This is a genomic window from Taklimakanibacter deserti (genome assembly GCA_003574785.1).
In genome coordinates, this window is the sequence record QORU01000005.1 from 174616 (window position 1) to 194631 (window position 20016).

The window sequence follows — 20016 nt, forward strand, 5'->3', positions numbered from 1 at the left end:
GGCTCGATGTTGACGAAGCCTGAAATGTCACCGGATGGCGAGCGTGCCCGTGACGTCTGCAACCGCCATGGCAACCGCCCCGACGAACTGATCGAGATCCTGCATGATGTGCAGGAGGAGCTCGGCTGCGTGCCGCAAGCCGTCGTCCCCGTCATCGCCAAGGCGCTCAATCTTTCCCGGGCCGAGGTGCATGGCGTCATCACCTTCTATCACGATTTCCGCAGCGAGCCGGCCGGCCGCCATGTGGTGAAGATCTGCCGCGCCGAGTCCTGCCAGTCGATGAAAGGCGAAGCTCTCTGCAGCCACGCCAAAGCGAGCCTCAAATTGGGCTTCGGTGAAACCAGCGCCGATGGCCAGGTGACGCTCGAAGCGGTCTATTGCCTCGGCAATTGCGCTTTGTCGCCGGCAATGATGGTCGATGGTCATTTGCACGGCCGCGTCGATGCCCGGCGCTTCGATGAGATCATGGAAGAGACGCTCAGCGAGGCCTCGGCATGACCAGAGTCTTCATTCCCGACGATGCCGCGGCTCTCTCGATGGGCGCCGACAAAGTCGCCGCCGCCGTCAAGGCGGAAGCCGGCAAGCGCGGTCTCGAGATTGAAATCATTCGCAATGGCTCGCGCGGCCTTCTGTTCATCGAGCCTCTGGTCGAGGTCGAGACGGCAAAGGGCCGTGTCGCCTATGGTCCGGTCGCGGCCAAGGACGTCGCCTCGCTCTTCGACGCGGATTTTCTGAACGGCGGCAAGCATCGCCTTGGCCATGGCCCGACCGAAGAGATCGACTATCTCAAGAAACAGGAGCGCCTCACTTTCGCGCGCTGCGGCGTCATTGATCCCTTGTCGATCGAGGACTATGTCGCGCATGGCGGTTTCGCCGGGCTCACGGCCGCGCTGAGGAAATCGGGCGCCGACATCGTCAAGGACGTCACCGATTCAGGGCTCCGCGGCAGGGGCGGCGCCGGCTTCCCGACCGGCATCAAATGGAAGACGGTCCTCGATGCCAAGGCGGACCAGAAATATGTCTGCTGCAACGCCGATGAGGGCGACAGCGGCACTTTCGCCGACCGCATGCTGATGGAAGGCGATCCCTTCACGCTGATCGAAGGCATGACCATCGCCGGCATCGCGGTCGGGGCCACCAAGGGCCTGATCTACATCCGCTCCGAATATCCCCATGCCATCGCCAAGATGAAGCAGGCGATCGCCAAGGCGGCCGCCGCGCGCTTCCTCGGCGACAACATCCAGGATTCGGGCAAGAGCTTCACGCTTGCCGTGCGCACCGGCGCCGGCGCCTATATCTGCGGCGAAGAGACGTCCATGCTCGACAGCCTTGAGGGCAAGCGCGGCATGGTGAGGCCGAAGCCGCCGATCCCGGCGCTCGAGGGCCTGTTCGGCAAGCCGACCATCATCAACAATGTGCTGAGCTTCGCCGCGGTGCCCGACATCCTGAGCAAGGGGCCTGAGTTCTACAAGAATTACGGCATGGGCCGCTCGCGCGGCACGCTCCCCTTCCAACTCGCCGGCAATATCAAGCATGGCGGACTGGTCGAGAAGGCCTTCGGCATCAGCTTGCGCCAGCTCCTCGAGGATTTCGGCGGCGGCACTCATTCGGGCCGCCCCGCCCGCGCCATCCAGGTCGGCGGTCCCTTGGGCTCTTACGTGCCGGCTTCGCAATTCGACCTGCCGATGGATTACGAGACCTTCGCCGCCAATGGCGCGATGGTCGGTCATGGCGGCATCGTGGTGTTCGACGACACGGTCGACATGGCGCTTCAGGCGCGTTTCGCCATGGAATTCTGCGCCATCGAATCCTGCGGCAAATGCACGCCCTGCCGCATCGGCTCGGTGCGCGGCGTCGAGGTGATCGACCGCATCATCGCCGGCATCGAGCGCGACAAGAACCTCATCGTCCTCGACGATCTCTGCCAGACCATGGTCGAGGGCTCGCTTTGCGCCATGGGCGGCCTGACGCCCATGCCGGTGCAGAGCGCCATCAAGCATTTTCCCGAAGACTTCGACCGGCCCACCGCGAAGGCCGCGGAATAGAGTAGGACAGCGATATGACGACGCTCATCAAGGAAATCGATTACGGCACGCCCAAGTCCGAGGCTACGCGGATGGTGACCCTCGAGATCGACGGCCAGTCGGTCACGGTGCCGGAAGGCACCTCGATCATGCGTGCCGCGATGGAGCTCGGCACTCAGATCCCGAAGCTCTGCGCCACCGATTCGATGAAGAGCTTCGGCTCCTGCCGCCTGTGCCTGGTCGAGATCGAAGGGCGCAAGGGCACGCCCGCCTCCTGCACCACGCCGGTCGCCCCCGGCATCAAGGTCAAGACCCAGAACGATCACCTGGCGCAGCTGCGCCGCGGCGTGATGGAGCTCTATATCTCCGATCATCCGCTCGACTGCCTCACTTGCGCCGCCAATGGCGACTGCGAATTGCAGGACATGGCGGGAGCGGTGGGCTTGCGCGAAGTGCGCTATGGCTATGACGGCGACAACCACGTCTTCGCCAAGCACAACGGCTCGGAGAATTTCCGCTACAAGCCGAAGGACGAGAGCAATCCCTATTTCACCTTCGATCCGTCCAAATGCATCGTCTGCTCGCGCTGCGTGCGTGCCTGCGAGGAAGTGCAGGGCACTTTCGCGCTGACCATCGACGGGCGCGGCTTCGCCTCGCATGTCTCGGCCGGCATGGATGAGGATTTCCTGGCCTCCGAATGCGTCTCCTGCGGCGCCTGCGTGCAGGCCTGTCCGACTGCCACGCTGACCGAGAAGTCGATCATCGAAAAGGGCCAGCCCGATCATTCGATCGTCACCACCTGCGCCTATTGCGGCGTCGGCTGTTCCTTCAAGGCCGAGATGAAGGGCGACGAGGTCGTGCGCATGATGCCCTGGAAGGATGGCGGCGCCAATGAAGGCCATTCCTGCGTGAAGGGCCGCTTCGCCTTTGGCTATGCCACGCATCAGAACCGCGTGCTGCAGCCGATGGTGCGCGAGAAGATCACCGATCCCTGGCGCGAGGTCTCCTGGGACGCGGCCATCGATTTCACCGCCAAGCGCTTCCTGGACATCCAGGCCAAACATGGCGTGGGCGCGATCGGCGCCATCACCTCGTCCCGCTGCACCAATGAGGAAGTCTATGTGGTGCAGAAGATGGTCCGCGCCGCCTTCCACAACAACAATGTCGACACCTGCGCCCGCGTCTGCCATTCGCCGACCGGCTATGGCTTGAAGCAGACTTTCGGCACTTCCGCCGGCACCCAGGACTTCAAATCGGTCGACAAGGCCGATGTGATCCTGATCATCGGCGCCAACCCGACCGACGCTCATCCGGTCTTCGCCTCGCGCATGAAGAAGCGCCTGCGCGAAGGTGCGAAGCTCATCGTCATTGATCCGCGCCGCACCGACATCGTGCGCTCGCCGCATGTCGAGGCCCAATATCATCTGCCGCTTCTGCCGGGCACCAATGTCGCGATCTTCAACGCCTTCGCCCATGTCGTGGTGACGGAAGGCCTGGTGAAGCGCGATTACGTCGCCGAGCGCTGCGAGCCCGAAGACTTTGCCCGCTGGGAGAAATTCATCGCCGATCCGAAGAACTCGCCCGAGGCTTTGGAAAGCATCACCGGCGTCAAGGCCGAGGACGTTCGGGCCGCGGCGCGGCTTTATGCGACCGCCGGCAATGGCGCCATCTATTACGGCCTCGGCGTCACCGAGCACAGCCAGGGCTCGACCATGGTCATGGCCATGGCCAATCTCGCCATGGCGACCGGCAATATCGGCCGCGACGGTGTGGGCGTTAATCCCTTGCGCGGCCAGAACAATGTCCAGGGCTCCTGCGACATGGGCTCCTTCCCGCATGAGCTCACCGGCTATCGCCACATCTCCGACTCGACGGTGCGCGACCTGTTCGAGAAAGTGTGGAATGTCGAGCTCGATGCGGAGCCGGGCCTGCGCATCCCCAACATGTTCACGGCCGCCGTCGAAGGCTCCTTCAAGGGCCTCTTCGTCCAGGGCGAGGACATCGCCCAGTCCGATCCCAACACCAAGCATGTGAATATGGCGCTCGAGGCGATCGAATGCCTGGTCGTGCAGGACCTCTTCCTCAACGAGACGGCGGCCTTCGCCCATGTCTTCCTGCCCGGCACCTCCTTCCTCGAGAAGGACGGCACCTTCACCAATGCCGAGCGGCGCATCAACCGCGTGCGCCCGGTGATGGCGCCGAAGCAGGGCATGCAGGAATGGGAAGTCGTCGCCAGGATCGCCGCCGCCATGGGCTATCCGATGAGCTATTCATCGGAAGCGGAGATCATGGACGAGATCGCCCGCGTGACGCCGACCTTCGCCGGTGTCAGCTTCGAGAAGCTCGACCGGCTGGGCTCGGTGCAGTGGCCGTGCAACGATGCGGCACCTGAAGGCACGCCGATCATGCATATCGGCAAGTTCGTGCGCGGCAAGGGCCGCTTCATGGTCACCGAATTCGTGCCGACGGATGAGCGCACCAACCGCTCCTTCCCGCTGATCCTGACCACCGGCCGCATCCTGAGCCAGTACAATGTCGGCGCTCAGACGCGGCGTACCCCCAATGTCGCCTGGCACCCGGAGGACGTGCTCGAGATCCATCCGCATGATGCGGAAGTGCGCGGCATCAGGGACGGCTCGATGGTGTCGCTGACGAGCCGCATCGGCGCCATCACCTTGCGCGCGGTCATTGCCGAGCGCATGCCGCAGGGCGTCGTCTACACCACCTTCCATCACCCGGTGACCGGCGCCAATGTGATCACCACCGAATATTCCGACTGGGCGACCAATTGCCCGGAATACAAGGTGACCGCCGTGCAAGTCACGCCCTCCAACCAGCCCTCCGACTGGCAGGTCGAATGGGAGCAGCGCGAGAGCGAGCACAAGCGCGTGGCGGTGAAGCCGCTGGTCGCGGCCGAGTGATGCGATGACGGCGAGGCCCGATCCGGACTGGGCATCGGAGCCCGCGACATCGCGTCCTGCCGAAGGGCGCCTCTATCGCCCCGACGGCACGGCGAAGGACCTCGTCTGGCAGGTGCCGGAGGAAGTGCCGGTGGCGATCATGCATAATTCGGTCTCGACCGCGGTCATGATGGCGACGCCGGCCGATCTCGAGGATTTCGCCGTCGGCTTCTCGCTGTCGGAAGGCTTCGTCACCGACCCTGCCGCCATCCGCAATGTCGTGGCGCTGACCGTCGAGAACGGCTTCTGCGTCGATATCGCGGTAGATGAGGCGGCGCTCAAGCCGCGCTCGGTCCGGGCGCTGGAGGGCCGCACCGGCTGCGGCCTCTGCGGCGTCGAGGACATTGCCGATGTGGTGAAGCCCGTGGCGCCTATCGGAAAAGCCTTCGCGCTCGCGCCCGCCGCCGTGCAGAAGGCCTTTGCCGAATTGCCGGCGCGCCAGCCGATGAACAAGATCAATCACTCCGTTCATGCCGCGGCCTGGGTGACGCCCGAGGGCGAGATCAAGCTGGTGCGCGAAGATATCGGCCGCCACAATGCGCTCGACAAATTGCTGGGCGCGGTGACGCGCGAGGGGCTGGACCGAAGCTCGGGTTTCGTCGCCATGACCAGCCGATGCAGTTTCGAGCTGGTGCAGAAATGCGCCCATCTCGGCATTGCCCATCTCGTCACCATCTCGGCGCCGACCGGCCTTGCCCTCCATCTGGCGCGCGGAGCGGGCATGACGCTCGCAAGCCGCTCGCCCGACGGCATCGTCTGCTTTCATTGACAGGGTACATCATGGACCAGTTCGCCGACATCAAGCGCATGGCCAACCAGATCGCGGTGGCCTTCCAGGCCTATCCCGAGGACCAGGCCATCAAGGAAACCGCCAATCATATCAAGTCTTTCTGGGATCCGCGCATGCGCAAGCAGCTGGCTGAGCTCATCGCCACGGACAAGGCCGCGCTGAACCCGATCGCGCTCGCCGCCGGCAAGAAGCTGGGATTGGGATAACCCCTACCGTGGCGACCACACGCTCAGATCGCCCGCTTCAGGATGACGAGGCGACGCATGGAACGCCGCTTGAGCAGCGACACGATACTGCCCAGACTGCCAATGAAATGATGTAACCGGATCGACTTGGGAACGGATCCGCGGGATACACGCGCAAAACCCCACCGCGCAAAGCCTGCCCAATGCGCTCTGGCCGTGATCATATAGACGCTTTGTCTTTCATCCTTCAGGAGCTCATCGATGAGCCGAGTGGCGATGCCCTGCCGCCGCCAGGGCGGTGCTACGACAAGAGACCCCAATTCACGCGTTCCATCCGGATGGCGTCTCATTTGTACCGTCCCGATGATCTCTTCATCCTTGACGGCAACCAAGAAATTCTCGGGCTTGAGGTCGATGGGGCGCATCCGCTCGGTCAACACCAGGGCACGAATGGCCTTCCCTTCCTGGCTTTGCGCCTTGCGAATGACAATGGCCCTGGCATGCGCATCCATTTCTAACCTCTAAGGATTTTCCGATTTCAGCGGGTCAAAACATAAATACGGCCTCATGAGGGTATTTATGCCGGCCGGAAACAGTGCATACGGACCATCTTTTCTCCGCCCTAATTGCCGTCTAGACAAGGGTGATGGGCGAACAATCCCCTTTTCCGCAAGTCCTGATCACCGGTGCGTCGGGCGGCATTGGCGAGGCTTTCGCCCATGTGGCGGCGGGCGACGGCCATCCCTTGATCCTGGTGGCGCGCACCGAGGCCGAGTTGCATCGCGTGCGCGGCGTGGTGATTGCCCGCTATGCCGTTCCGGTCAACATCATCGTTCTCGATCTGGCGAAGCCGGGCTCTTGCGAAATCCTCGCCAATGAGCTCGAAGCCCGCCGGCTCACCCCCGACATCCTCATCAACAATGCCGGCTTCGGGCTGATCGGCAAGGCGGCCGAGCTCGCGCGCGAAGACCAGTTGCAGATGATCGACCTCAATGTCCGCGCTTTGACCGATCTCACCTTGCGCTTCCTGCCTGGCATGATCGCCAAGGGCTCGGGCGGCGTCATCAACGTCGCCTCGACCGCGGGCTTCATACCGGGGCCCAATATGGCGGTCTATTTCGCCACCAAGGCTTTCGTGCTGTCTTTCACCGATGCGCTCCATGAGGAGACCAAGGGAACGGGCGTCACATTGACCAATTTGTCGCCGGGTCCGGTCGATACCGGTTTCCAGCGCCGCGCCGGGATGAAGCAGGCGCGCGCGCTGAGCCGGGTGGTGCCGAAAGGAGCCATGGCCGTCGCCCAGGCCGGCTGGGCCGGTTTCAAGGCGGGCGAGCGGCTGGTGGTGCCCGGCACCATGAACAAGCTTGCCGCCTATGCAATGAGGGGAGCACCCCGGCGCGTGATCCTTCCCGTCATCGGGCGGGCCATGGGCTCGGCCAAGGCCCGCTAGCTCCTCCCTTCGCCGCAAGCACTCATGTCCTTCGCGGTCTTCCACATGAGCCTCTCTGACGACATGCCAGCCATGATCTGCCGCTCTCGACGATAGGCCGCTTCCTGTGTCACCCTCGCGAATCATGGCTGCCGGAAAGATCCTGATCATCCTGCATTCGGAGACCTCGTCGCCCGGACGCGTCGGCACCATGCTGAAGGAGAAGGGCTACACGCTCGATATCCGAAGGCCCTGCCTTGGCGATGCCTTGCCCGAGACGCTCGCCGAACATGAGGGGGCGGCGATCTTCGGCGGTCCGATGAGCGCCAATGACTGCGACGCTTTCATCCGCGCCGAGACCGACTGGATCGCCATTCCGCTCAAGGAGAAGAAGCCCTTTCTCGGCATCTGCCTCGGCGCCCAGATGCTGGCGCGCCATTTGGGCGGCAAGGTCGAGCCACATGCGGAAGGTTTCGTCGAGATCGGCTATTTCCCGCTCGCGCCGACCGAGGTCGGACGCAAGCTCGGCGACTGGCCGGGCACGGTCTATCACTGGCATCGCGAAGGTTTTACCCTGACCCAAGGCTGCGAGCTTCTGGCGACGGGGCAGACCTTCGCCAACCAGGCCTTCCGCTATGACGGCGAGGCCTATGGCCTGCAATTCCATCCCGAGGTGACGCGGCTGATGATGCATCGCTGGTCGGTCAGGGGCGCGCATCGCTTCACGCTGAAAGGCGCCCAGAACGGTGCCGAGCAGCTTTCGGGCCAGATCCTCCATGACGCGCCGGTGCGCCAATGGCTTTGGGGCTTCCTCGATCTCTGGCTCAGGCCAAGGCCGGCTTCGGCCCAGGCCGCTTGACTCTTCCCTGTCGGCGCCTCAAATCTTCACTAACCATTAACCATCTGAAAAAGTTCAATTTTTAGCTATTTGGAAACTTCGCTGAGCCATCATCGGATTCAAGGCTCGCGAGGGTGATGCAAAGCGGGGCCGCGGCCGGGATTGGGTACTGCGTACCCGGCGGAAATTGGGAACGGGGAGCGCTGCAAAAGCCTCCCCGTTTCTTCGTGGCCAGGCTCGACCGGCCATCCAGGTTTCGGACGGGCCTATGCGCAGAATCAGCGCTTGGCCCTGATCGTCTCCACATCGGTGTCGCCGACATACCAGTCGCGCGCCGCGACTTCCTCGAACACGACCCACACCTGATTCTTGGTGAGGCCGGTGGCCGCAATGATTGCTTCCGTCACGGCCTTGCTGATCTGCGCTTTCTTGCCGGCAGGATCCGCGGCGATGGCTTCCTTGACGATGCGGATATTGACGAAAGGCATTGCCGTTCTCCTCAACAGGTCTTGACGCCATTGACCATCAGCCTGACGCCATAGAGCGATGTCGTCCCGCAGATATAGAGCATGTTGCGCTTAGGGCCACCCCAGGCGCAATTGGCCACCACTTCCGGCACCTTAACCTTGCCGATGAGTGTGCCGTCCGGCTCATAGCAGTGGATGCCATCCGCGGCACTCGTCCAGATGCGCCCATCGGTATCGAGCCGAAACCCGTCGAACAAACCCGCCGTGCAATCGGCGAAGACGTCGCCGCCCGAGAGCTTGCCCGCGTCGGAGACCTTGAACACCCGCATATGGGCCGGATTCTGCGACCCATGGGTGCGCCCGGTATCGACGACATAGAGCAGCTTCTCGTCGGGCGAGAAGGCGATGCCGTTCGGCCGCACCATGTCGGTGATCACCGCTTCGATCCCGCCCGACTTGGGGTCGATGCGATAGACGTGGCAGGCGCCGATCTCGCTCTCGGCCTTGTTGCCTTCATAGTCGGTGTCGATGCCGTATGCCGGATCGGTGAACCAGATCGAGCCGTCCGATTTCACCACGACATCATTCGGCGAATTGAGGCGCTTGCCGCGCCATGCGTCGGCAAGGGTGGTGATCGACCCGTCATATTCGGTGCGGCTGACGCGCCGCCCGCCATGCTCGCAAGTGACGAGCCGGCCTTCCCGGTCGGTCGTGTTGCCGTTGCTGTTGCCCGCGGGCTGGCGGAAGACCGAGATGGAGCCGTCGGTCTCGTCATAGCGCAGCATGCGGTCATTGGGGATGTCGGACCAGACGAGATAGCGTCCGGCCGCGAAATAGACGGGCCCCTCGGCCCAGCGGCAGCCGGTGAACAGCTTGTCGACAAGCGCATTGCTGTTGAACAGCCGCGCAAAGCGCTTGTCGAAGATCTCGTAATAGTCGGACGTAGCCATCTTTCCCCATCTCCATTTTGTATGACATATCGAGCCTTATATTCGGGATGATTGCAAGGGCCGTCACGCCGGATAGCGATAGATCGCGGCGAGGGGCGATGTGGCGACCGGCAGGTCGGCCTTGCGCAGGCCGATGGCGCGTCCGCCATATCTCAGCGTCAGTCCGGCGATCTCATCCACGATGTCGTAACTGTCGGCGCCGGCCTCCTTGGCGATCGCGATCGCGCCCGTCGCCTCATCGAGCGTGCCGTCGACGACGGCGTCGATGTCGACCAGGAGCGTGTCGATGGCGCCCGCCGCAGCGGCGCGCGCCACAAGCGCCAGATCGGCGCCGGCGCGGCCTTGTTTCTCACGCATCAGGTACTGCTCGTTGAGCGCCGCGATCCTGCCGGCATGCAATCTCTGCAGGATCGGCCGGGCGCTTTCGGCAAGCTCGCTCACCGACAGCCTGTCGGGATTTCCTTTCACGATCTCAGCCGCCAGATGCTCATAGCTGTTCACCGTGCGATAGATCGCGTCGAACTCATCGACGCAGGCGAGGACGAGCGGTATGTCGCGGCCGGCGAGCAGCGGCCGCAGCGCCGCATCGATCTTGCGGGCATAGGTGCGGCGATGGAAGGTCTCGCCCGCCCCGCCCTGGAAACGCCCGCCCGGCGACACGTCGCGGCTCTTGGCGCGCGCGCCCGCGGCATCCATGTTCTTCGGCAGGCCGTCGACCTTGAGGGCTTCCGCCGGCAGATCGCCATGCATCTCGACGAGACGCGCATTATTCTCCGACAAGGCGAGGATGAAGGCCACGTCGGGAAATGCCAGGGCGCGGATGAGCGGCTTGATATGGAAACGGTCGGCCACTTCGACCAGGGGCTCGAGGCGCGTTGGCAGCCGGAAGGTGGCGAGATTATCCGGCGTCACATAGAGGGCGAGGCTCGTGGCCTGATGCGCCCAGAATGCGTCATCGCCGGCGAGGTCTTCGATCTGCTCTTCGATGGCTGCAATCTTCCGCTTGTCGAAGGCGGCGTCGCGAAGCTGGCGCGCCGCCTCCTTGGCGAGATTCTTGAGCTCGATGATGCTGGCGCCGATGTCCTGAGTGACCTTCGTGGTCGGCAGCACGATCGTGACCGAGCCCGGTTTCCGCGCATTGGCGAGCCGGGTCAGCTCTTCGGTGGTCGGCAGGTCGACATAAAGCATGACGGGCTCCTTCGCTCGTGTGGTGGATTTGACATTCGCTTCGGTATCTCGGCCTGCACAGAAAGCGAATGTCAAATCCAAGACCACACTAGACTCTTGAATTTGCTAGTGTCCTTTTGATCCTAACATTCGCAACCCGCCCGCCACAAACAGAAGCGAATGTTAGGATCAGGACACTAGCGGTTGCGGCTTTCCAGCAAAGCCTGGTTCCGGGAAATCGCCGAATGGTTTCACCCGACGTGGCTAACAGTCAATCCTGTTCGAAGCCGCCGAATATCTGGCAGGTACGCGCCGCGGCATCGTGACCGCCAGCGAGGCAGTCGGCGACAGGTTTTCCCGTCACATGCGCGGCAAGGAAGCCTGAAATGAAACTGTCGCCCGCACCCGTCGTATCGCGCACCACGACCGGAAGCGCCGTGCCGCGGAAGACGTCGCCACCGGCACAAGCGAGCGACCCGCGCGGTCCCCGCATGACGACGGCGGCGAGAGCACCTTGCGCCAGCGTCCGATCCAGCACCGACCGCGCCTCGGCGTCATCGCCGTCGCAAGAGACGAAGGCGATGGCAAGGCTGTCGGGCGCGATATTGCGCGGCTCGGCATTGACCGAAAGATCCTGCGAGACGCTGACACCGGCTTGCGCGAGCGCGCGCTTGGTCGCGCCCGCATCGTCGAGCCAACCGATATGGACATGCTTCATGGCCTTGAGCCGCTGCAGGTCCTGATCGTCCGGCCGATAGCCCCGGCAGACGCCGAAATCCTCCGCGACGAAATGCCGATCGCCATCAGGGGTGGTGGCGATCACCGTGAGCGAGGTGCGGCCGGGCGTGATCACCTTGACCGCGGTCACATCGACGCCGAGCCGCGCCAGGACGGTACGCGTCCGCAGCCCTTCCGCGTCCTCGCCGACGGCGCCGAAATAAGCCGCCTGATGGCCGAGCCGCAGCAGGTTCACCGCGACATTGACGGCATTGCCGCCGACCAGCTTGCGATCGACCGGCGGCAGATAGTGGTCGATGCAATTGTCGCCGACAGTGGCGATGCGAACGGACACGAGGTGCCCTAATAAGCGACGCGCTTGTAATAGCGCCGCGTGGTCAGGGGATGGTTGCGCAGATGCTCGATATGGGCGGAGAGGCGCTCGAGCTCTGCCGCGAGGACGACGGGGGAGATGAGCGCGCGGAAGGCTTGCGGAATCCCCGGCAGATCGGCCTCGGCGGGATCGATGACCGTGAGCTTGTCCGTATATTGCCGGGCGAATTGCTCGACGCGGTCGGCGAGCGGCCGGAATTCATCCTCGCTCTTGAGCAGGATGACGCTGACGCCCTTCTCTACCAGCTCCAGCGTGCCGTGGAAGAAGTCGGAAGCATGCACCGGCCTTGTGCGGATCCACTGCATCTCTTCGAGGATGCACATGCCGTAATAGAAGGCTTGCGGCCAGGCGGAGCCCGCGCCGGTGATGATGTGATAGGGCTCGTTCCTGAAGGTCTCGGCGAGCCTGGCGGCCCTGGGCTCGAAGGACGCTTTCGCCGCGAGCAAAGCCTGCGGCAGCTGCGCAAGATGAGGCGTCACGATCTCATGGAGATTAGCCTCGCCGCGATGCTTGAGAAGTGCCGCGGCGATCAGCAAGCCCTGGATATAGAAAGATTCCGATGACGTGTCGTCCTCGGCGAAATTGACGAAGGCGCGATCAGCCGAGCGGCCGAGCGGCGTGTCGGCATGTCCGACGAGGGTCACGATCCTGGCGCCGCGGGCGCGGCAGAAGTCGAGGGCCGCGATGCTTTCCTTGGTGGTGCCGGAGAGCGAGGGAATGACGACCAGCGACCGGGGCCCGAGCGATCGGTGATCCATAAGAACGAGCTCGGCCGATCTCTCGGTGAAGATCTTGAGGCGCGAGCGCTCTGCAAGCAGGGCCGCCGCCGGATACATGAGGATGGCCGCGCCGCCCGTCCCCAGGAAGAATACGCTGTCGATGCCTTCCGCCACATAGCGCTGGGCAGCGGCATCGATTTCCGCCGCCAGGGCGACAGCCCCTTTCTCGATCTTGAGGAAACGCTCGGCATCAAAATTAAGCATGGGCTACGAGTCTCCTGGCAATTTGTCGATCATAGCGCCGGCCGCAAGGCCAGGCCATCCGGCCCAAAAATGGTCACGGAATCGGCCGGAACGCCAACCGTCAGATCATCTCCGGGATTGACGGTGGCGGCCCCGTCCGTCTTGACGGTCAGTTGCGCGCCATCCGCAAGCCCCAGATAGATGATGGTTTCGGCCCCAAGCCGCTCGACCACCAGGGCCTTGCCCGTGATCGAGAGCCCGCGCTCCGGGAGGACACCTGTTACAAGAACCTCGGGCCGCATGCCAAGGGTCACTTTGTCCCCCTTGGCCAATGATGTAACGAGGCCTCGGGCAAGAGCAAGCTCGCCGCCCGCGGCGAGCTGGATGACGGATTGCGATTTCACCTGCCCGGCGAGGAAATTCATCCGCGGGCTGCCGAGGAAGCCCGCGACGAAGAGATTGCGCGGCCGGTTGTAGAGCTCGAGCGGCGAGCCGATCTGCTCGATCCGCCCGCCATTCATGACGACGATCTTGTCGGCGAGCGTCATCGCCTCGACCTGATCATGGGTGACATAGATCATGGTGGCATCGAGCTGCCGGCGCAATTTCGCAAGCTCGAGGCGCATCTGCAGGCGCAAGGCCGCATCGAGATTGGATAAGGGCTCGTCGAACAGGAAGACCTTGGGGTTGCGCACGATGGCACGGCCGATGGCGACGCGCTGGCGCTGTCCGCCCGAGAGCTGCTTCGGCAGGCGATCGAGCAAGGCTTCGAGCTGCAGGACGCGCGCCGCCGCGCCAACCTTTCCGGCTATGACATCCTTGCGCTCGCCCGCGATACGCAGGCCGACCGACATGTTCTCCGCCACCGTCATATGCGGATAGAGAGCATAGGACTGGAACACCATGGCGAGCCCGCGCTTGGCCGCCGGTACATCGTTCACGCGCTCACCGTCGATGAAGAGATCGCCGGCCGTCATTTCCTCGAGCCCCGCCACGATGCGCAGAAGCGTCGACTTGCCGCAGCCCGAGGGGCCGACCAGCACCACGAACTCCTTGTCCCCGACCTTGAGGTCGATGTCCTTCAGCACCTCGACCGTGCTGAAGGACTTGGCGATGCCGCGCATGATCAATTCGCTCAATTCGATGCCCTCATTTGACCGCACCCTGGGTGAGGCCGCCTATGAATTGCCGCTGCATGATGAGGAAAGTGATCAGGATCGGGATGATCGAGATGGCGAGCCCCGCCATGAGCACCGCCCAGTCGCCGCGCAGCGCATTGGCGAAGCTCATCATGCCGATGGTGATCGTCTTGACGCTCTCGCTCTCGACGAAGGTGAGCGCGAAGATGAATTCGTTCCACACCCGCATCGCCTCGATGAGCGCCGCGGAGGCGAGGATGGGCCGGCACAGCGGCAGATGGACATGGAAGAAGGTCCAGACCGGACCGGCTCCGTCCATGATCGAGGCTTCATTCAGCTCCGCCGGGATGGTCACCATATAGGCGCGGATGAGGAAGGTCGTGAACGGGATGCCAAAGGCGACATAGGGGATGATGAGGGCGAGGTAGGTGTTGTAGATGCCGAGCGTATTCAGCGTCTTGAACAGCGGGAAGAGCGCGACCTCCGGCGGCAGGATGAGGCCGCCGAGGATTAAGGCATAGATCAGCGTCTTGCCGCGGAATTTGAGGACGACCAGCGCGAAGGCGGCGGCGGCCGACAGGAAGACGACAAGGATGGTGGAGACGACCGTGACGATCACGCTGGAGACGAGATATTGCGAGATGCCGGCATCCCAGGCAGCGGCGTAGTTGCTCCACCGCCATTCTTCCGGCAGCGCCCAGGTCGAGCCGAACATCTCGGGCGACGATTTGAGCGAGCTGATGAACAGCCAGAACAGCGGATAGACCGAGGCGCCGGCAAGAAGCCAGAACAGGATCAGGAGCGCGGCATGGGCCGGCGTCAATCCTGGGCGGGATTTGGCGGCGGCGGTCATCCATGATCCCGCTGCAGCTTGAGCTGCACATAGCCGACCGAGATGGTGAGGAAGAAGATCACGGTCGCGACCGCCGATGCATAGCCCACCACGTCGTCGCGGAAGGCCGAGCGATACATATGCGTGCCCAGCACCTCGCTCGCGTGATTGGGACCGCCCGCCGTCATGACCCACACGATGTCGAATACCTTGAAGGCGCCAAAGATGGTGATGACGGTGAAGATGAGGGTCGATTCGCGCACCCCGGGGACCGTGAGATGCCGGAAGGTCTGCAGCCTGCTCGCTCCTTCGAGCTCGAGCGCTTCATAGAGATCGCGCGGGATCGCGGCGATCGCCACCATGAACAGGGCCATCATATAGCCGGTCCATTGCCACTGCGACACCATGACGACCGCGATGAGCGCGGTACGCTCCTCGCCGAGCCAGACATGCGACAGGCTCTCGAGTCCGGTGCTGTAGAGCAGCTGATCGATGAGGCCTATGGTCGGCTGGTAGATCAGCTGCCACAGAAGTCCCACCACCGTCACCGGCAGGATGGAGGGCAGGAACAAGGTGGTGCGGAAGAATGATCTGAGATGGGGGCCGAAGACGCCGGCCTGCAGGACCGCCGCCAGCCCCAGCGCGAAGGCGACCTGGAATAGGACCGACATGACGGCATAGATGATGTTGTTGAGAAGTGCCGTCCAGAAGATCGGATTGGTGAACAACTCGTCGTAATTGCCGAAGCCGACGAAGCGCCAGTCGGGCGACATCGAGCTCCAGGCATAGAGGCTGTAGATGACATTCTCGACTGCCGGCCCATAGACGAAGACGAGCAGGAGAATGATCGCCGGCAGGACGAAGAGGTAGGGCACCAGCCGGTGTCGGATTGCCATCATCACTGATGTCCTACCCCGTTTTTGCGCTATTCGCCGCGATCTTTCTTTACCGCCAGCGCCGTTTCGCGCACCTTGGCCATGACCTGCTCGGGCGTCTCGGTGCCGTTGAGGATGGCCTGGCTGCCGGCGAGCAGCACTTCGGTCGAGCGCGCATCCATGTCGGTATCGATCCACAAAGCGAGACCCGACGCCTTGTTGAGGACATCGAGACCTTTCAGCGTCGCGGCGTCGGCCGTGTCCTTGGTGACCGAGCCGATGACGGCGCTGGTCATGCCGGTCATCTTCACGTAATCGGCGCCTTGCTCGGGCGAGGTGAGGAACTTCAGAAATTCCAGCGCCTCCTTGGGATGGCCGGTCTTCGCCGACACCATGAAGCCGTCGGGCGCGCCGGTGAGCAGGCCCTGGTCACCCTTGCCGTCCGGAAAACCCGGCAGCGCGAAGAAGTCCCATCCGTCCTGTTCGAGCTTCGTGCCCTTGAGCTGGCCGAATTCGACGAGCTCGAGATACATCATCGCGGTGCGGCCGGCCGAGAAGCTGCCGCGCGCGATCTCATGCGACAGCGCATTCGAGCCGCGGTTGAAATAGCCGGCGTCGTTGAGCTCCTTGAACTTCGTCAGGCCCTCGACATAGCCGGGATCCGTATAGACCGTATCGGCGGGCGAGCTCAGCTCATAGTCGGCGAGCCGCGTCGCATTGGGCACCAGCTTGCCGAACAGGTCGCCGATATAATGCGCCGCCGCCCAGGGATATTGATTGCCGAAGGCGATCGGCGTCACGCCGGCATCCTCGAGCTTCTGGCAGGCGGCGACGAATTCGGCGAAAGTCTTGGGCTCGCTAAGCCCGTTATCGGCGAAGATCTTCTTGTTGTAGAGCATGTATTTCGAATCGACATTGATCGGCACGCCATAGAGCTTGTCCTTGAACTTGAACGGCCCCATGGACGCTTCCGAGAACACCGCCTTCCAGTCGCTGCCATAGACTGCATCGGTGATGTCGAGCGCCCGCCCGCCGCGCGCGAATTTCTTGCCGAACTCGCCCGACCACGAGAAGTAGACATCCGGCACCTGGTCGGACGCCATGAGCACGCGGATCTTGTCCTTGTAGGGTTCGTCGGCGACGGCCTCCATCTTGATCTTGACGTCGGGATGGCTTGCCTCGAAGGCCTTCACCGCCTGCTCGAAATAGGCCATGTTCTGCGGCTCGGGCCATTTGTGCAGGAAGCTGACGGTGACTTCGGCGAAGGCCTGGGCCGACAGGGCCATGAGGCTGAAGCCTGAGATCAACAGGCCGGACGCGATTTTCCTGGGTTTCATGGTGGTTCCTCTCTGACTATGCAGTTGGGAGCGGATGCACGAGGCCCGGTTGCCCGGGTCTTATTGGTGTTTCGTAGCCAAAGGCGCCGCGATAGCCGCACACATGCGCGGCATGATTGGCGCCCTTGCCGAGCGCGGTCTGTATGTCTTCGCCTGCGAGAAGCGAAAGCAGGAAAGCGGCGATGAAGCCGTCGCCGGCGCCCAGCGTGTCGACGACAGAAGCGGGGATGACGGACTGCCGGAGTATCTTGCCGGCCACGAGCGCGATTGCGCCTTCGCTGCCCCGCGTGATCACGACGATGCGTGGGCCATGGCTGGCGACCCTGTGGGCGAGCGCTTCCGCCTGATCATCGCTGCCTCGGGCATCGGAGAGGAAGGCGATATCGAGATGGGGTGCCGTGCGCGCTATATAGTCGCCGTCATATTCGCTCGAATAGTCGAAGGAGAGGAGCGGTGCCGCCGCACGGATGCGGGAGAGTTCGTCCTCGAGCCGGCTATAGACGCTCGAATGGGCAAGGTCATGCGCGGCAATGAAGCGGAAGTCTTCGTCCTTGAGCTGGTAGTCGCCGCGCAGGCTCGGATGGCTGCCGGCGAACACCCGATCGCCGCCGACATGGCGGATCCGCGACCAGGAATTCGGTCCCGCGATCACGCGCAGGCGGCTGATATCGATGCCCTCGGTGATGAGCGCTTGCCTGATGAGATCGCCGAGGAAATCGGTGCCGATGCAGCCGAGATAGCTGGCTTCGGCGCCGAGGCGCTTCATCATGATGGGAACATTGACCGCGTTTCCGCCCGGAAACTGCACACCCTGGTCGACATAGATGTCGACGGTGTTGTCGCCGATGCCGAGAACACGGACCATTCTCAATATTCCGTCTTCCACATATAGCGGCGGGTGGAAAGCGGCTGGTTGTGCCAGACCGCGAGGCGATGGGCGATGCGCACCAGGGCTGCCTCCAGGATATAAGGCGCCACGATCGCGCGGATGTCCGGATCGATGCCCTTCATCTCGAAGTCCCTGGAATCGTAGATGACCAGGCGCTCGGTGTACTTCTTGCAGAAGCGTACGACCCGCTCCATCAGAGGACGGCTTGGATCCTCGCCCAGCATCAGGACCATGGGCGTGTTCTGGTCGACGATCTCGAAGGGACCGTGGAAGAACTCCGCCGCCTCGATCGGATAGCTGTGCATCCACTGCATCTCCATGAGGATGCAGACGCCGAACACATAGGCCGTGTTGAACATCGGACCGGAGGCGACCTCATAGAGAATGCGGTCGTCCTTGTAGAGCCGCGCTTCCTCGGCGGCGCGCTTGTCGTTGCTTTCCTGCGTGTCGGCCATGGCCTCAGGCAGATTGGCGAGCGAGGTCATCAATTTCGCCTGCAAGGGCCACTTGTCTTTGCCGGCGAGCAACCCGCCGACGAATGCCTGCATGATCATGAACATGCCGGTATGGGCTTCATTCGTCTCACCCATCAGGAATGGATGCTGGACGGCCCGGGCGAGGGGCAGATCCTCGGTCTGGGTGACGGCGACGGTGACGCAGGGCTTGCCCTTCAGGAATTCCGCGGCGGCGACGGTTTCGGGCGTGGTACCCGATTTGGAGCCGAGGAGCACGACGGTCCGCTTGTCGAGCCTGGCCGGCGACTGGGCGATGAATTCGGCGGGGAAATAGCGGCGGACTTCGAGCGAGGGGCTCGAATGCTGGATCCAGTATTCGAGGCCCAGCATGATCCGGTTGGGCGCGCCGCAGCCGACCAGATAGACCCGGTCCACCGAGCTTGCGAGCTTCTCACCGAGCTCAGCCGCCTTGAGCATGGCTTTGGACGAAACGGCAAGTCCGTCGACAATCGCCTTCTTATTCACGTCGGTAGCCATCGGTTCTCCATGCTTGCAGTTTATCTATATACCAGCAGGCTATTTGGTATAGTATACCGAGGTCAAGAGTTTTTCGGATATGCGGCGTAGAATATGAGTCTATTGCTGCATCGCAACGGACATCTGGGCTCAAAGTAAGGATTCTGGAGAATATTGGTATATGTCTATGTCTTCTGGCCCGGGAAGACCAAAGCCTGCGGATTCCCGGGAATTTGTGGCGCGGGGGCACAGGTTTTTGCGCTAGACCAGTGCGCTGCATCTGCGAAGGGACAGGATATGAGCGTGACAGATGACGAGCCCGCATCGGCCACCAAGGTCTATGAGAAGGCACAGCAGCACATTCTCGAAATGATCGAGGGGCCGGATTACGCCGCCGGCGATCGCATTCCTTCCGAGCGCGAGCTATCCGAGCGCTTCGGCATCAGCCGTATGACGATGCGCAAGGCGATCGATCGGCTCGTTCTGAAGGGACTGCTCGAGCGACGCGGCACCAGCGGCACATATATTCCCGTGCCCGTCATCAAGCGGCCGCTGATCAGCCGCATGTTCTCGCAAGGTATCTCGCAGATCGTGCGCGATTGCGGCGGCATCCCCGGCAACCGGCTGCTCTTCTTCGAGGAGCAGCAAGCCAATGCGCGCGTCGCCGAACGGCTCGACATCAAGTCGGGCGACGCGCTGATCGTGATCCGGCGCTTGCGCACGGTGAACGATCTGCCCTTCTGCGTCGAGACGACCCATCTTCCGGCAGCCCTCGTGCCGGGTCTCGCGGCCCATGATCTCTTCGGCACCCAGTCCTTCTATGCCCTGCTCAAATCGCGCTACGGCATCGACGTCGACAGCGGCGAAGGCACGATCAGCGTTTCGACGGTAACGGCCCAGGAAGCGACCTTGCTGGGCCTCAAGAAGGAATCGCCTGCCCTCATCTTCCGTGCCGTGGCGCAGGACACGCGCAAGCGCAAGGTCGAATATCTGACCTCCGTCAACCATCCGCAAAGAGTGATCTTCAAGACGGTTTGATGGTCGCAACACAACGCGGCTTTCCGAAATCAGCAAACATGCGATATATGTG

Annotated in this window: 20 protein-coding genes; 8 read left to right on the forward strand and 12 right to left on the reverse strand. The window is 62.9% G+C overall.

What is annotated here, in order from left to right; translation table 11 throughout:
* The first annotated feature begins 6 nt into the window (after positions 1-6).
* From DS839_RS11855 to DS839_RS11875, 5 genes are read left to right on the forward strand one after another with little or no spacing between them, the layout of a single operon-like run.
* Positions 7-498 carry a formate dehydrogenase subunit gamma gene (locus tag DS839_RS11855; protein ID WP_119270539.1) on the forward strand — a complete coding sequence of 164 codons (492 nt, stop codon included), beginning with the start codon at positions 7-9 and terminating at the stop codon, positions 496-498.
* Positions 495-2045, forward strand: a complete 1551-nt coding sequence (locus tag DS839_RS11860) for a formate dehydrogenase beta subunit (protein ID WP_119270540.1) — start codon at positions 495-497, stop codon at positions 2043-2045. Before DS839_RS11855 ends, DS839_RS11860 begins: the two co-directional genes overlap by 4 nt.
* A gap of 14 nt (positions 2046-2059) precedes the next feature.
* Entirely contained in the window at positions 2060-4945 is a 2886-nt protein-coding gene (fdhF, locus tag DS839_RS11865; protein ID WP_119270541.1) for a formate dehydrogenase subunit alpha, read from the forward strand.
* A gap of 4 nt (positions 4946-4949) precedes the next feature.
* Positions 4950-5753, forward strand: a complete 804-nt coding sequence (gene fdhD / locus DS839_RS11870) for a formate dehydrogenase accessory sulfurtransferase FdhD (RefSeq protein ID WP_119270542.1) — start codon at positions 4950-4952, stop codon at positions 5751-5753.
* Positions 5754-5764: 11 nt separating this feature from the next.
* Positions 5765-5980: a formate dehydrogenase subunit delta gene (locus tag DS839_RS11875; RefSeq protein ID WP_119270543.1), complete on the forward strand. Its 216-nt coding sequence runs from the start codon at positions 5765-5767 to the stop codon at positions 5978-5980.
* Between the two features lie 23 nt (positions 5981-6003).
* On the opposite strand, the gene DS839_RS11880 is transcribed toward DS839_RS11875, so the two are convergent.
* Positions 6004-6471, reverse strand: a complete 468-nt coding sequence (locus DS839_RS11880) for a GNAT family N-acetyltransferase (RefSeq protein ID WP_119270544.1) — start codon at positions 6469-6471, stop codon at positions 6004-6006.
* Positions 6472-6605: 134 nt separating this feature from the next.
* On the opposite strand from DS839_RS11880, the gene DS839_RS11885 reads away from it, so the two are divergent.
* Both DS839_RS11885 and DS839_RS11890 read left to right on the forward strand, forming a co-directional pair.
* Positions 6606-7409 carry an SDR family NAD(P)-dependent oxidoreductase gene (locus tag DS839_RS11885; RefSeq protein WP_119270545.1) on the forward strand — a complete coding sequence of 268 codons (804 nt, stop codon included), beginning with the start codon at positions 6606-6608 and terminating at the stop codon, positions 7407-7409.
* Between the two features lie 124 nt (positions 7410-7533).
* A complete protein-coding gene (locus DS839_RS11890) occupies positions 7534-8247 on the forward strand; it encodes a glutamine amidotransferase (RefSeq protein WP_119270546.1) in 714 nt (237 codons plus the stop codon).
* A gap of 257 nt (positions 8248-8504) precedes the next feature.
* On the opposite strand, the gene DS839_RS11895 is transcribed toward DS839_RS11890, so the two are convergent.
* The 11 genes from DS839_RS11895 to DS839_RS11945 form a co-directional block, all read right to left on the reverse strand.
* Positions 8505-8714: a tautomerase family protein gene (locus DS839_RS11895; protein WP_119270547.1), complete on the reverse strand. Its 210-nt coding sequence runs from the start codon at positions 8712-8714 to the stop codon at positions 8505-8507.
* Between the two features lie 11 nt (positions 8715-8725).
* Entirely contained in the window at positions 8726-9643 is a 918-nt protein-coding gene (locus DS839_RS11900; RefSeq protein WP_119270548.1) for an SMP-30/gluconolactonase/LRE family protein, read from the reverse strand.
* A 63-nt stretch (positions 9644-9706) separates the two neighbouring features.
* Complete coding sequence (locus DS839_RS11905) at positions 9707-10831, reverse strand: baeRF11 domain-containing protein (RefSeq protein WP_119270549.1); 1125 nt, start codon at positions 10829-10831, stop codon at positions 9707-9709.
* Positions 10832-11081: 250 nt separating this feature from the next.
* Positions 11082-11882: a PfkB family carbohydrate kinase gene (locus DS839_RS11910; RefSeq protein ID WP_119270550.1), complete on the reverse strand. Its 801-nt coding sequence runs from the start codon at positions 11880-11882 to the stop codon at positions 11082-11084.
* Positions 11883-11890: 8 nt separating this feature from the next.
* Complete coding sequence (locus tag DS839_RS11915) at positions 11891-12904, reverse strand: SIS domain-containing protein (RefSeq protein ID WP_119270551.1); 1014 nt, start codon at positions 12902-12904, stop codon at positions 11891-11893.
* A 29-nt stretch (positions 12905-12933) separates the two neighbouring features.
* A complete protein-coding gene (locus tag DS839_RS11920; RefSeq protein WP_368911539.1) occupies positions 12934-14022 on the reverse strand; it encodes an ABC transporter ATP-binding protein in 1089 nt (362 codons plus the stop codon).
* Between the two features lie 10 nt (positions 14023-14032).
* Positions 14033-14875 (reverse strand): carbohydrate ABC transporter permease, encoded by an 843-nt coding sequence (locus DS839_RS11925; RefSeq protein ID WP_119270552.1) that lies wholly within the window; start codon positions 14873-14875, stop codon positions 14033-14035.
* Entirely contained in the window at positions 14872-15753 is an 882-nt protein-coding gene (locus tag DS839_RS11930) for a carbohydrate ABC transporter permease (RefSeq protein ID WP_119270553.1), read from the reverse strand. The genes DS839_RS11925 and DS839_RS11930 overlap by 4 nt, the downstream gene beginning before the upstream one ends.
* Before the next feature lie 26 nt (positions 15754-15779).
* Positions 15780-17066 carry an ABC transporter substrate-binding protein gene (locus DS839_RS11935; RefSeq protein ID WP_119270554.1) on the reverse strand — a complete coding sequence of 429 codons (1287 nt, stop codon included), beginning with the start codon at positions 17064-17066 and terminating at the stop codon, positions 15780-15782.
* A 16-nt stretch (positions 17067-17082) separates the two neighbouring features.
* The gene (locus DS839_RS11940; protein WP_119270555.1) at positions 17083-17931 is read right to left on the reverse strand and encodes a PfkB family carbohydrate kinase; all 849 of its coding nucleotides are present in this window, start codon (positions 17929-17931) and stop codon (positions 17083-17085) included.
* Positions 17932-17933: 2 nt separating this feature from the next.
* Positions 17934-18947, reverse strand: a complete 1014-nt coding sequence (locus tag DS839_RS11945; protein WP_119270556.1) for an SIS domain-containing protein — start codon at positions 18945-18947, stop codon at positions 17934-17936.
* Positions 18948-19229: 282 nt separating this feature from the next.
* Between DS839_RS11945 and DS839_RS11950 the strand changes: the two genes are divergently transcribed.
* Positions 19230-19964 carry a GntR family transcriptional regulator gene (locus DS839_RS11950; RefSeq protein WP_368911542.1) on the forward strand — a complete coding sequence of 245 codons (735 nt, stop codon included), beginning with the start codon at positions 19230-19232 and terminating at the stop codon, positions 19962-19964.
* The last annotated feature ends 52 nt before the right edge of the window (positions 19965-20016 follow it).